Source organism: Euryhalocaulis sp., assembly GCF_013911995.1.
Lineage (GTDB): Bacteria > Pseudomonadota > Alphaproteobacteria > Caulobacterales > Maricaulaceae > Euryhalocaulis > Euryhalocaulis caribicus.
This window is the reverse complement of sequence record NZ_JACESD010000010.1, coordinates 1-12422: the sequence shown is the minus strand read 5'-3', so window position 1 is coordinate 12422 and position 12422 is coordinate 1. Positions and strand designations below refer to the sequence as shown.

The 12422-nt window shown below is 65.3% G+C and carries 12 protein-coding genes; 2 read left to right on the top strand and 10 right to left on the bottom strand.

Annotation, left to right across the window (positions count from 1 at the left end; all coding sequences use genetic code 11):
• The first annotated feature begins 40 nt into the window (after positions 1-40).
• Positions 41-1357 (top strand): PQQ-dependent sugar dehydrogenase, encoded by a 1317-nt coding sequence (locus H2040_RS04180; RefSeq protein ID WP_287154726.1) that lies wholly within the window; start codon positions 41-43, stop codon positions 1355-1357.
• Positions 1358-1551: 194 nt separating this feature from the next.
• Here H2040_RS04180 and purL read toward each other — a convergent pair whose 3' ends face one another.
• The 6 genes from purL to purC form a co-directional block, all read right to left on the bottom strand.
• On the bottom strand, positions 1552-3789 hold the full coding sequence (gene purL, locus H2040_RS04175) for a phosphoribosylformylglycinamidine synthase subunit PurL (protein WP_502709325.1): 2238 nt from the start codon (positions 3787-3789) through the stop codon (positions 1552-1554).
• Positions 3786-4448: a phosphoribosylformylglycinamidine synthase subunit PurQ gene (gene purQ / locus H2040_RS04170; RefSeq protein ID WP_287154723.1), complete on the bottom strand. Its 663-nt coding sequence runs from the start codon at positions 4446-4448 to the stop codon at positions 3786-3788. The genes purL and purQ overlap by 4 nt, the downstream gene beginning before the upstream one ends.
• Positions 4449-4582: 134 nt before the next feature.
• Positions 4583-5857: a glutamate-5-semialdehyde dehydrogenase gene (locus tag H2040_RS04165; RefSeq protein WP_502709324.1), complete on the bottom strand. Its 1275-nt coding sequence runs from the start codon at positions 5855-5857 to the stop codon at positions 4583-4585.
• A complete protein-coding gene (proB, locus tag H2040_RS04160; protein WP_022699416.1) occupies positions 5844-6980 on the bottom strand; it encodes a glutamate 5-kinase in 1137 nt (378 codons plus the stop codon). Before proB ends, H2040_RS04165 begins: the two co-directional genes overlap by 14 nt.
• A 221-nt stretch (positions 6981-7201) precedes the next feature.
• Positions 7202-7444: a phosphoribosylformylglycinamidine synthase subunit PurS gene (gene purS / locus H2040_RS04155; protein ID WP_022699415.1), complete on the bottom strand. Its 243-nt coding sequence runs from the start codon at positions 7442-7444 to the stop codon at positions 7202-7204.
• A complete protein-coding gene (gene purC, locus H2040_RS04150; RefSeq protein WP_022699414.1) occupies positions 7441-8208 on the bottom strand; it encodes a phosphoribosylaminoimidazolesuccinocarboxamide synthase in 768 nt (255 codons plus the stop codon). The genes purS and purC overlap by 4 nt, the downstream gene beginning before the upstream one ends.
• A gap of 279 nt (positions 8209-8487) precedes the next feature.
• Between purC and H2040_RS04145 the strand changes: the two genes are divergently transcribed.
• On the top strand, positions 8488-8808 hold the full coding sequence (locus H2040_RS04145) for a DUF1476 domain-containing protein (RefSeq protein ID WP_022699412.1): 321 nt from the start codon (positions 8488-8490) through the stop codon (positions 8806-8808).
• On the opposite strand, the gene H2040_RS04140 is transcribed toward H2040_RS04145, so the two are convergent.
• The 4 genes from H2040_RS04140 to H2040_RS04125 form a co-directional block, all read right to left on the bottom strand.
• Positions 8809-9291 (bottom strand): MgtC/SapB family protein, encoded by a 483-nt coding sequence (locus tag H2040_RS04140; RefSeq protein WP_287154715.1) that lies wholly within the window; start codon positions 9289-9291, stop codon positions 8809-8811.
• Between the two features lie 84 nt (positions 9292-9375).
• Positions 9376-9816 (bottom strand): Cif family virulence factor, encoded by a 441-nt coding sequence (locus H2040_RS04135; RefSeq protein WP_287154713.1) that lies wholly within the window; start codon positions 9814-9816, stop codon positions 9376-9378.
• Positions 9813-11117 carry an adenylosuccinate lyase gene (gene purB, locus H2040_RS04130; protein WP_287154711.1) on the bottom strand — a complete coding sequence of 435 codons (1305 nt, stop codon included), beginning with the start codon at positions 11115-11117 and terminating at the stop codon, positions 9813-9815. Before purB ends, H2040_RS04135 begins: the two co-directional genes overlap by 4 nt.
• Positions 11117-12358, bottom strand: coding sequence for a threonine synthase (locus H2040_RS04125; RefSeq protein ID WP_287154709.1), 1242 nt, complete (start codon positions 12356-12358; stop codon positions 11117-11119). Before H2040_RS04125 ends, purB begins: the two co-directional genes overlap by 1 nt.
• Positions 12359-12422 lie beyond the last annotated feature (64 nt).

The window sequence follows — 12422 nt, the reverse complement described above, 5'->3', positions numbered from 1 at the left end:
CTTAATGAAGGCACGCCCCGCGCGCAAAGGAGAGACGGTAATGTTGCTGCGAATGGTACTGACCGGCGCCGGAGCGGCGCTCATCCTGGCGGCCTGCGGCGGCGGCGATCCGGATCCGATCGGCAAGACGACAGGGCCGGAGCCGCAACTGGAAGCGCCCAGGGTCCAGACCCTGCCCACCATCAAGACCGCTGACCCGATCGGCTGGGCGGAGGGCGAGGCCCCGGCCGCGCCGGAAGGTTTCACCGTCAACGCCTTCGCCCGCGATCTCAATCATCCGCGCCAGGTCTTCGTGATGGACAACGGCGATGTCCTGATCGCTGAATCCTCCAGCGAGCCCAGCGAGGGCGGCGGCCTGCGAGGCTTTTTCGAGCGCCGCATCATGGGCAATGCCGGCGCGCTGGAAGACGAAAGCCCCGACAATCTGATCCTACTGCGCGACACGAACGGCGACGGCGCGGCAGACATGCGCCATGTCCTGCTGGACGATCTGAACCAGCCCTTCGGGATCGAATATCTGGACGGCTTCCTCTATGTCGCCAATACCGACGCCCTGATCCGCGTTTCGTATCAGCCGGGCCAGACGGAAATTCTGGAAACCCCGGAAAGGGTCGCCGACCTGCCCTTCAACGCGGGTAATAACGGCCACTGGACGCGCAATGTTATCGCCTCGCCGGACGGCCGGACCCTGTTTGTCGCCGTCGGCTCGGTCAGCAATGTCGGCGATAGCGGTATGGGCGTGGAGCAGAACCGCGCCGCCATCCACGCCTATGACCCCGACGGATCGAACATGCGCCTGTATGCGACCGGCCTGCGCAACCCGGTCGGGCTGGCGATCAATCCCCAAAACGGGGCCTTGTGGACCGCCGTGAACGAGCGCGACATGCTGGGCGACGATCTGGTGCCCGACTACATGACCAGCGTTCGCGAGGGCGGTTTCTATGGCTGGCCGTGGTCCTATTTCGGCCAGAACATGGATCCGCGCTTCGAGCGCGAGGCCGTGCCGATGGAAACAGTCAACGGCGCCATGAAACCGGACTATGCTCTGGGCGCGCACACCGCTTCTCTGGGCCTGACCTTTTATGAAGGATCAGGGTTCCCGGCCCGCTATCAGGGTGGCGCGTTTGTCGGCCAGCACGGCTCATGGAACCGCTCGGACTTCGCCGGCTACAAGGTGGTCTTCGTGCCGTTCGCGAACGGCGAACCCGCGGGCGAGGCGGAAGATTTCCTCACCGGCTTCCTGACCGAAGACGACGAAGCGCATGGCCGCCCGGTGGGCGTCGCCGTGGCGCAGGACGGCGCGTTGCTGGTCACCGACGATGTCGGCGACGTCCTCTGGCGCGTCGCGCCGGAGTAGGGGCAAGGGCCGGTGCATAAAGTCCCTTCTCCCCTATGGAGGGGAGAAGGTGGCCGAAGGCTAAGATGAGGGGAGGCGTTGAAGGGCGCGCTCTATCCTGAGAGCCGCCCCCTCACCCTTTCGGCTTTCCAAATCTTTTAGATTTGGAGCCTCAAAACCCTCTCCCCCTCTAAGGGGGCGAGGGGACTTATTGGCTAAGCCGCTTTGGTCTGGAGCGTGGGAGCCGCCATGTAGCCGGGCAGCCAGTCTTCGTGCGCCTTGCGCAGATCGTCCAGCGATACGTCGATCAGCTCGCCCATCTGGAATCGCTGACCGCCGAACGTTCCGATTTGCAGGACGGGCACGCTGTGCTCCTCGGCCTTTTCCAGCAGCAGCTTCAGCGCCTCGCCCTGGGCTGCGATCAGGTATCGGCCCTGATCCTCGCCGAACAGCCAGCCATGGGTGGCGGCGCCCTTGGGCGACGCGCCAAGCTTGAGGCCCAGCTTCGCGCCCAGCGCCATTTCCGCCGCGCCGATGGCGAGGCCCCCATCGGACAGGTCATGCACCGCGGTCGCCACGCCCCGCTCGATGGCCTTGCGCACCCACGTGCCCAGCCAGCGTTCGACGCTGAGGTCCACCGGCGGCGGGGCGCCGTCCGTATTGCCGTGCAGGATTCGCATATATTGCGACTGGCCCAGATGGCCGACCGTTTCGCCGACCAGCAGCAGCGTGTCGCCGTCCTTCGCATTGCCGATGCCGGCGTGCTTCGTCACATCGCCGATCAGGCCGACGCCGCCAACGGCCGGGGTGGGCGGGATGCCGGCGCCGCGCGTCTCGTTATAGAGGCTGACATTGCCGCTCACGACCGGGAAGTCGAGGTCCTTGCACGCCTCGGCCATGCCTTCCACGCAACCCACGAACTGGCCCATGATCTCGGGCCGCTCCGGGTTGCCGAAATTCAGGCAGTCGGTGATGGCGATAGGGATCGCGCCGACGGCGGAGAGATTGCGATAGGCTTCCGCCACCGCCTGCTTGCCGCCCTCATACGGGTCGGCCTTGCAATAGCGCGGCGTGCAGTCGGTCGTGATGGCCAGCGCCTTGTCCGTGCCGTGCACGCGCACGATGGCCGCGTCGCCGCCTGACTGTGAGCTGTCGACCGTGTCAGCCATGACGTGACGGTCATACTGTTCCCAAATCCAGCGCTTGGAGGCGAGGTCGGGAGAGCCGACCAGCTTCAGCAGCGCCTCGCTGTAATCCGCCGGCTCAGGCGCATCGCCTGCGTCCACCACCTTGCCGCGCGGGGTGGGTGTGTGCGGGCGGTCATATTTCGGCGCGTCCTCGGAAAGCGGGTCCAGCGGGATGTCGCAGACCGTCTCGCCGTGATGCTTGAGGACCATGCGGCCGGTGTCGGTGGTGTGGCCGATCACCTCGGCGTCCAGCTCCCATTTCTCGAAGATGGCCTTGGCCTCGGCTTCCTTGCCGGGCTTGAGGATGACCAGCATCCGTTCCTGGCTTTCGGAGAGCATCATTTCATAGGCCGTCATGGCGTCTTCGCGCTGGGGCACGTCATCCATGTTCAGCTCGATCCCGACGCCGCCCTTGCCCGCCATCTCGACGGAGGAGGATGTCAGGCCCGCCGCGCCCATGTCCTGAATGGCGACGATCACGTCAGTCGCCATCAGCTCCAGGCACGCCTCGATCAGCAGTTTCTCGGTGAACGGATCGCCCACCTGAACGGTCGGGCGTTTCTCGTCGGAATCATCGTCGAACTCGGCGGAGGCCATGGTCGCGCCGTGGATGCCGTCGCGCCCGGTCTTGGAGCCGACATAGAGGATCGGATCGCCCGCGCCGCGTGCGGCGGAGTAGAAGATCTTGTCCTGATCGGCGAGGCCCACGCACATCGCGTTGACCAGGATATTGCCGTCATAGCCGGTGTCGAAATTGGTCTCGCCGCCAACCGTCGGCACGCCGACGCAGTTTCCGTAGCCGCCAATCCCGGCCACCACGCCGGAGACGAGGCTGCGCGTCTTGTGATGGTCGGGCGAACCGAAGCGCAGCGCGTTCATCAGCGCCACGGGCCGCGCGCCCATGGTGAAGACATCGCGCAGAATGCCGCCCACGCCCGTCGCCGCGCCCTGATAGGGCTCGATATAGGACGGGTGGTTGTGGCTCTCCATCTTGAAGATGGCGGCCTGTCCGTCGCCGATATCAATGACGCCCGCATTCTCGCCCGGCCCGCAGATCACCCGGTCATTCTTGGTCGGGAATTTCGACAGGTGGATGCGGGAGGATTTGTAGGAGCAATGCTCCGACCACATCACCGAAAAGATGCCCAGCTCCACCAGGTTCGGCGCCCGGCCCATGCGGTCCAGGATGATGCCGTATTCCTCGTCCGTCAGGCCATGCTCGGCGACGATTTCGGGGGTAATGTCGGGGGCGTATTCAGTCATCAAACCGATCCCAGAAGGCTTTCAAAGACGGCGCGGCCGCCGGTTCCGCCGTGGGTTTCGTCCACGGCGCGCTCGGGGTGGGGCATCAGGCCCATGACATTGCCGGCCTCGTTCGTGACGCCGGCGATGTCGCGGGCCGAGCCGTTGGGATTGCCCTGGTAACGGAACACCACGCAGCCCTCGCCCTCCAGCCGGTCCAGCGTCGCCTCGTCGGCGAAATAATTGCCGTCGTGATGGGCGACCGGGATGACCGTGTCGCGCGTCCCCGAATAGGCGGAGGTGAAGCGCGTGTTGGAGTTTGCGATCTCCAGGGGCTGTTCCTTGCACACGAAATGCAGGTTGGCGTTGCGCAGCAGCGCGCCCGGGAGCAGGCCCGTCTCGGTCAGGGTCTGGAAGCCGTTGCAGACGCCCATGACCGCCACGCCCTTGTCGGCGGCGCTGACCACTTCGCGCATGATGGGAGAGCGGCCGGCGATGGCGCCGGAGCGGAGATAGTCGCCATAGGAAAACCCGCCGGGCACCAGGATGAAGTCGACCCCGTCCGGCAGTTCGGTTTCCCGGTGCCAGACCATGGCCGGCGCTTCGCCGGTGATCAGCTTGATGGCTTCGAAGGCGTCCCGGTCGCAGTTGGAGCCCGGGAATACGATGACGGCAGATTTCATGGCGCGGGGTTTAGCAGCTTGGGTTGCGAGTCGCGAGCCTGCTATGTGCGCTTTCTGGCGCTCTGAAACAAGTAAACGCCGCTCCACGCAGGAGCGGCGTTTTGAAACAGGATCAAGGCGGGGGGGCGGGCGGCCTAGGGCCGCGTCTGGCCGTCGCCGCGCACGACGTAGCGGAAGGTCGTCAGCTGTTCCGCGCCGACCGGGCCGCGGGCGTGCAGGCGGCCTGTGGCGATGCCGATTTCCGCGCCCATGCCGAACTCGCCGCCATCGGCGAATTGCGTGGCCGCGTTCCAGAAGACGATCGCGCTGTCGATCTGCGCCATGAAGTCCTCGGCGGCGTCCTTGTCCTCGGCGATGATCGCCTCGGTATGCTGGGAGCCGTATTCGGCGATGTGTTCAACCGCGGCGTCGAGATCGTCGACGATCTTCACCGCCAGGATTGCGTCCAGATATTCGGTGCGCCAGTCTTCCTCGCTCGCTTCCTTCATGGAGGGGACGATCTTGCGGGCTTCAGCATCGCCCCGCAGCTCACAGCCCTTCTCCTCCAGCGCGGCCGCCACTTTCGGCAGCAGGTCTTCGGCCACCTTGCGGTCAACCAGAAGCGTTTCCAGCGCGCCGCAGACGCCGGTCCGGCGCAGCTTGGAATTGACCACGATTTCCGTGGCCTTCCGCGGATCGGCGGAGGGGTGGAGATACATGTGGCAGAGGCCTTCAAGGTGGCCCAGAACCGGCACGCGCGCCTCGTTCTGAACGCGCTCGACAAGACTGGCCCCGCCGCGCGGGATAATCAGGTCGATGGCGCCGTTCAGGCCGCCCAGCATCTCGCCCACCAGGGCGCGGTCCTGCGGCGGCACCAGCTGCACCACTTCCTTGGGCAGCCCGGCGGCCTCCAGACCCTTCTGGACGGCGCCGTGAATCGCGGCGCTGGAATGTTGCGCATCGCGTCCGCCGCGCAGCATCACTGCATTGCCGGACCGCACGCAGAGCGAGGCGGCGTCGGCGGTGACGTTCGGGCGGCTTTCGTAGATCATGCCGATGACGCCGATGGGGCCGCGAACGCGGGCGATGTCCAGCCCGTTCGGGCGCTTCCAGCGGGCCAGCTCCTCGCCGGCCGGATCGTCCTGTCCGGCGATGGCCTCCACAGAGGAGACAAGGCCGTCGATCCGCTCGTCATTGAGGATCAGGCGGTCGACTTTCGCCTTGGACAGGCCGGCCTCCCTGGCGGCGGCCACGTCCTCTTCATTGGCTTTCAGGATATCCGCGCGGGCCGCTTCAATCGCCCTGGCGATTTCCTTCAGCGCCTTCGTGCGGGTTTCCGGGCCGGCGCCGCGCAGCTTTGCAAAAGCGCGCTTGGCGTCCAGGCCCATCTTGTTCATGTCGGGGGTCAAATTCGTTTCAGCTTTGGTCATCTGTGACTAACACCAGATCGTTGCGATGGATCAGCGCGACCGGGCCGATAAAGCCGAGCCGCTCCTCGATTTCCTCGCTCTGCGCCCCGATCAGCCGGTAGGCGTCGGAAGCGCGATAGGCCACAAGGCCGCGGGCGAGGACCGCGCCCTCTTCATTTTCGATACGCACCGTGTCGCCCTTGTCGAAATCACCCTTCACGTCGGTGATGCCGACAGGCAGCAGGCTCTTGCCTTCCTTCAGCGCCGTTTCCGCGCCTTCATCGATAATGATGGCGCCGTCGTCGCGGATGGCGTGGGCGATCCATTGCCGCCGCGCCGTCTCCGGCTTCACGTGCGGCAGGAACCAGGTGCAGTTGCCGCCATTGCGCAGGGCGGTCACCGGATGTTCCGGCTTGCCCGGCGCGATGGCCACGGCGCACCCGGCCGCGGTGGCGATGCGCGCGGCGTCCACCTTGGACTTCATGCCGCCCGTGCCGACGCTGGAGCCGGGACCGCCGGCCATGGCGTAAATCTCCGGCGTGATCTCCTCGATCACCTGCATGCGGCGGGCGTCGGGATCGTCGGCCGGGTTCGCGGTATACATGCCGTCGATATCCGACAGCAGAAGCAGCGAATCCGCGCTGACCAGCTGCGCCACGCGGGCCGCCAAGCGGTCATTGTCGCCATAGCGGATTTCGTCGGTCGCCACGGTGTCGTGTTCATTGACGATGGGGATGGCGCCGTAACGGATCAAGCGGTTGAACGTGTTTCGCGCGTTCACCCAGCGGCGGCGGTTTTCCGTGTCGTCCAGCGTCAGAAGGCCCTGCGCGACGCGAAGATTGATCTTCGCGAAGGTTTCCGACCAGGCGCGCATCAAATGCGGCTGGCCCAGCGCGGCGAGGGCCTGTTTCTCCTCCAGCCGCTTGGGGCGCTTCTTGGAGCCCATCAGACTGCGGCCCGCGGCCACGGCGCCGGAAGAGACCAGCACGACAGCGGTGCCGGCCTTGCGCAGGGCGGCGATATCCTCGGCGATGCCGCGCAGCGTATCCATGTCCGGACCTTCGCCGTCCGGGTAGATAAGGGCGGAGCCGACCTTCACCACGCAGCGCCTGCCGCGCAGATATTCTTCGGCCACGGCGGTCATCGGCGAAATCTCGCCGGCTAGCGTTTCAGTATCAGTCATTCACCTATAGTCGGGCGGCGACAATCAATGGGCGAAAACGCGACCAGGCGCGTCCCTTGGATAAAGGGATAAAGCCGCGCACGGTTCCAAAACAAGAACCGCTGTGTCCGCAAATTCCTGCGGACCTGTTTTTCGCCGCCGCGCATCGGCGCGCGCGGGGCGGATGCGAGACAGTTAGGAAGCTAGTCCTGAATGTCTATGTCGAAGCGTTCGATCACCGTGTTGGCAAGCAGTTTCTCGCACATTTCGGTGACCCGGGCTTCGGCCTTTGCCTTGTCGGTTTCGGCCAGCTCCAGCGTGATTTCCTTGCCGACGCGGGCGCCGGACACTTCGTCATAGCCCAGAGAATTGAGGGCGTGCGCGATGGCCTTGCCCTGGGGGTCCAGAACGCCGGCTTTCAGCTTGACGTGTACGGTGGCTTTCATGCGTCTTCTTCTTCTTCCTCGACAAGGCGGAGATTGGGCTGGTCCTTCATGACGCCCAGACGGCGCGCGACATCGGCATAGGCCTCGGTCACGCCGCCCAGATCCCGGCGGAAGCGGTCCTTGTCCATCTTTTCGCCGGTGTCCATGTCCCAGAGGCGGCAGGAATCGGGGCTGATTTCGTCGGCCAGGATGATGCGCATCATGTCGCCGTCATACTGGCGGCCGTATTCCAGCTTGAAATCGACCAGGCGGATGCCGACCGCGGCGAACATGCCCGACAGGAAGTCGTTCACGCGCAGGGTCAGCGCCATCAGGTCGTCGATCTCCTGGGTGGTGGCCCAGTTGAACGCGGTGATGTGCTCCTCGGCGACCATCGGATCGCCCAGCTCGTCATTCTTGTAATAGAATTCGACGATGGAGCGGGGCAGGGGCTCGCCCTCTTCAAGGCCCAGCCGCTTGGACAGCGAGCCGGCGGCCACGTTGCGGCAGACCACCTCGATCGGGATGATCTCCACCTCGCGGATCAGCTGCTCGCGCATGTTCAGGCGGCGGATGAAATGAGTCGGGATTCCGGCGCGCTCCAGATGCGTGAACACGAACTCCGAAATCCGGTTATTGAGGACGCCCTTGCCCTCCAGCGTGCCGCGCTTCTGGTTATTGAAGGCGGTCGCGTCGTCCTTGAAGTGCTGGACCAGCGTGCCGGGTTCGGGACCCTCATAGAGGATCTTGGCCTTGCCCTCGTAGATCTTCTTGCGGCGTGACATGACGGGCGCTCCTAAACAAGAAACGCTTGGAAGCATCAAGGGTTCGCGGACATCAGCCGCGCCGTTCGATGGCCCCAGGCGCCCTTTGCGGTAAGGCGGTCCGGCGCGCGTTTAAAGGGCGCTTCCAGACCATGGTCGATTCAGGGCGGAACCTAGCGGAGGCGGTGCTGCGCCGCAACGCTGCGCAGCGCACGATTGATTCCGGTTTCCAGCGGGGCTAACCAGAGAGAAATTTCCATGCCCCTTGCGGGTCAGCGCCAGCGAGACGAATTAAGAAACATGTCTATCTTCGACGAACGCAAGAAGGGCCGCGACGCCCAGTACGCCCACGATCAGGAAATGGAATTCAAGGCGCAGGCCCGCCGCAACAAGCTGCTGGGCCTGTGGGCCGCGAAGCTGATGGGCAAGTCCGAGGCCGAGGCCGAAGCCTATGCCAAGGAAGTCATCGTTTCCGACTTTGAGGAAGCGGGCGACCACGATGTTTTCCGCAAGATCCGCCGCGATTTCGACGCCGCGAACGTCGAACAGTCCGATCACCAGATCGAGCGGAAAATGGAAGAACTTCTGGCCGAGGCGCGGGCGCAGGTCGCCGCCAGCTGATCAGTCGATCTTCGGCTCTTTCTTCAGGGTCTTGCGGGCGCGTTTTTCGACAATGCGCACGACGCTGAGGATGACGAAGCCGATGGCCGTCGTGACCGCCGCGATTCCGAAATAGCCGGCCCCGGCGGCCACGCCGATTCCCCCGCACAGCCACATCGAGGCGCCGGTCGTCAGGCCGCGCACGTCGCCGCTGGAATGAATGATCGCGCCGGCGCCGAGGAAAGCGACGCCGGCGGTCACCGCCTCGATAATGCGCAGCGTGTCGGCGCGGCTGGCCTCGCCCAGCGCATTTGAATCCGCCGCCAGTTGCAGCGTGATCACCGCGAAGGCCGCGGCGGCCAGCGACACCAGCATATGGGTGCGCAGCCCGGCCTCGTGATCGCGGAATTCCCGGTCGATTCCGATCACCATGCCCAGCCCCGCCGCGATCAGAAGGCGGGTGGCCGGTTCGATCAGAGGGTATTGGGCGAAAGTCTCGAACATCCTGGTCCGCAAATCTCCATGACAGTTCTGTCTCGATTATATGTCAGAACCGGAAGGCGGGGATGGATGTTCCTGAAAAGCTGACTAGTCCCCAATCGCGGGAAGGCTCAGCCCCTCCCGCTCATTGTCCCAGATCATGGAAATGATGCGCCATTTGCCGTCCGGGTCTTTCAGGAGCTGGATGGAGTTTATGCCGCGGCGCTCGGGCGTTTCGTCGTCCAGCGCGGTGCGCGCCTCATAGGCGCTCCAGACATGGGCGATATTGCCGAAGATGCGGACCTCGGAGCCCAGCTCGATCTCGTAGAAAGCGGTCTTCTCGAAGAAGGGCTCGACATTCTCGCGGTAGGCGTCGCGGTCGAAGGCCTGCGCCCACATGCGGCCGTCTTCGCCGATCCCGGTGCGGATCTGGCGGGAGTCCGGGTGGAAGACTTCGTTCTGTTTCGACCAGTCGCGCGGACCCGCAGGGCCGGAGACCATGGCGTACATCTCCGTCACCGCCGCGCGGATTTGCTCCTCGTCGGTCATGCCTCTCCGAACACCCTTTGGAAGATGACGTCCACGTTCTTGAAGTGGAAGTCGAGATTGGTGAGGGCGCGGAGCTGGTCCTCGTCCAGATGCTTTCGGACATCGTCGTCAGCCAGCAGGTGGTCCAAGAGATCGCCTTCGCCGGCCCAGGTCTTCATCGCGTTGCGCTGGACCAGACGATAGGAATCTTCGCGGCTCGCCCCGGCCTGGGTCAGCGCCAGCAGGACGCGCTGGGAGTTATGCAGCCCTCCCATCCTGTCCATGTTGGCCTGCATCCGCTCCGGATAGACGACCAGATTCTCGATCACGCCGGCCAGCCGTTGCAGGGCGAAATCCAGATGCGTGGTGGCGTCCGGGCCGATGCCGCGCTCGACGGAGGAGTGGGAGATGTCGCGCTCATGCCAGAGGGCGACGTTTTCCATGGCCGGGGCCACGGCGGAGCGGACCAGGCGGGCAAGGCCCGTGAGGTTCTCGGTCAGGACCGGATTGCGCTTGTGCGGCATGGCCGACGAGCCCTTCTGGCCCTTGGAGAAAAACTCCTCCGCCTCCAGAACCTCGGTGCGCTGCAGGTGGCGGACCTCGGTCGCCAGACGTTCGATGGAGGAGGCGACGACGCCCAGCGCCGCAAAATAGGCGGCGTGGCGGTCGCGCGGGATGACCTGGGTGGAGACCGGCTCGGGCTTCAGGCCCAGCGCGTTGGCGACATGCTCTTCAACGGACGGGTCGATATTGGCGAAGGTGCCGACAGCGCCGGATATGGCGCAGACGGCGATTTCCTCGCGCGCGGTCTCGAGGCGGGTCCTGGCGCGGCTGAACTCGGCGTAATAGCCGGCGAGCTTCAGGCCGAACGTTACCGGCTCGGCGTGGATGCCGTGGCTGCGGCCGATGGTCGGCGTCATCTTGTGCTCGAAGGCGCGCGTCTTCAGCGCGGCCAGGATGCGGTCGACGCCGGAGAGCAGGATGTCCGTGGCGCGGACCAGTTGCACCGATAGCGTGGTGTCCAGAACGTCGGAGGAGGTCAGGCCCTGGTGCACGAAGCGGGCGTCCTCGCCCACGATCTCGGCCAGATGCGTCAGGAAGGCGATGACGTCATGCTTCACCTCGCGCTCGATCTCGTCGATGCGGGCGATGTCGAACTCGGCGTCCTTCGCGGTCCAGACCTGTCTGGCGGCGCTTTCCGGGATCACGCCCAGCTCGGCCAGCTTGTCGCAGGCATGGGCCTCGATCTCGAACCAGATGCGGTATTTCGATTCCGGGGACCAGATTTCTACAAGTTCGGGACGGGCATAGCGTTCGATCATCAGGCGCGCTCCAGTTCTTCGGCCAGCGCGGCGTAGTCAATCGGGGCGTCCTTGTCGAGCGAGCCGCTCTGATCGGGCATCTCGTATTTCAGTCCCGAGCCGCAATTAAAGAGGACGGCGGAGGCGTCGGCGTCGACCCGGCCCTCCGCGATCGCCTTCTTCTGGGCGGCGAGGGTGGCCGCGCCTTCCGGGCAGAGGAGAAGGCCGTCGCGGCGGCCGCATTCGCGGCGCGCGGTCTCGATCTCGTCCTCATTCACCGCAATCGCGAAGCCGCCGGATTGGCGCACCGCGCGCAGGATCAGGAAGTCGCCGATGGCGGCGGGCACGCGGATGCCCATGGCCTTTGTCCGGGCGCCGTTCCAGAACTCGGCGTGTTCCTCGCCGTTCTCATAGGCGCGGACAATGGGGGCGCAGCCCTCGGCCTGAACGGCGATCATCTTGGGGCGCTCCGGGCCGATCCAGCCGAGCTTTTCCATCTCGTCGAACGCCTTCCACATCCCGATCAGGCCGGTGCCCCCGCCCGTGGGATAGAAGATCGCGCCGGGCAGCTTCCAGCCCATCTGGGCGGCCAGCTCGTATCCCATCGTCTTCTTGCCCTCGATCCGGTAGGGCTCCTTCAGGGTGGAGACATCGAACCAGCCGAAGCGGTCCTTCATCTCGCCGACCAGCTTGCCGCAATCGGTGATGTAGCCGTTCACGCGCCAGACCTTCGCGCCCTGCAGCGCGATCTCCCGCACATTCACCTCCGGCGTGTCGGCCGGGCAGAAACAGGCCGAGGTCAGCCCGGCGCGGGAGGCATAGGCGGCCAGCGCCGCGCCGGCGTTTCCGTTGGTCGGCATGGCCAGCGATTTCGCGCCCAGCTCCTTCGCCCGCGCCACGGCCAGCGCCAGGCCGCGCGCCTTGAACGATCCGGTGGGCAGGCGCCCTTCATCCTTCGCCCAGACCGGGGCTTTCGCACCCGCCCACGCGGCGGTGTCGCGGAGCGCGATGTTCGGCGTGTCGATCTCGCCCAGCCGCACGATGCTGGCTTCATCGCGGACCGGCAGCAGCTCCCGCCACTTCCAGAAGCCGCCATGGCGGGCGGCGATGGCGTCGCGGTCCAGCGCGCCTTTCGCCTTGTCGAGGTCATAGCGGGCGAGCAGCGGCTTGCCGGCCTCCGAGAGGTTTTTCAGGCCGGCGTCTTCGTAAGTCTCGCCGGTCATGGAGCATTCGAGATGGGTGAAGTGCGTGTTCGTCGTCATGGGCGGAGGCGTTCACCCCAACGAGTCCCCGGAAATCGCAAAGCGATTATCCGGGGTCCAGAGA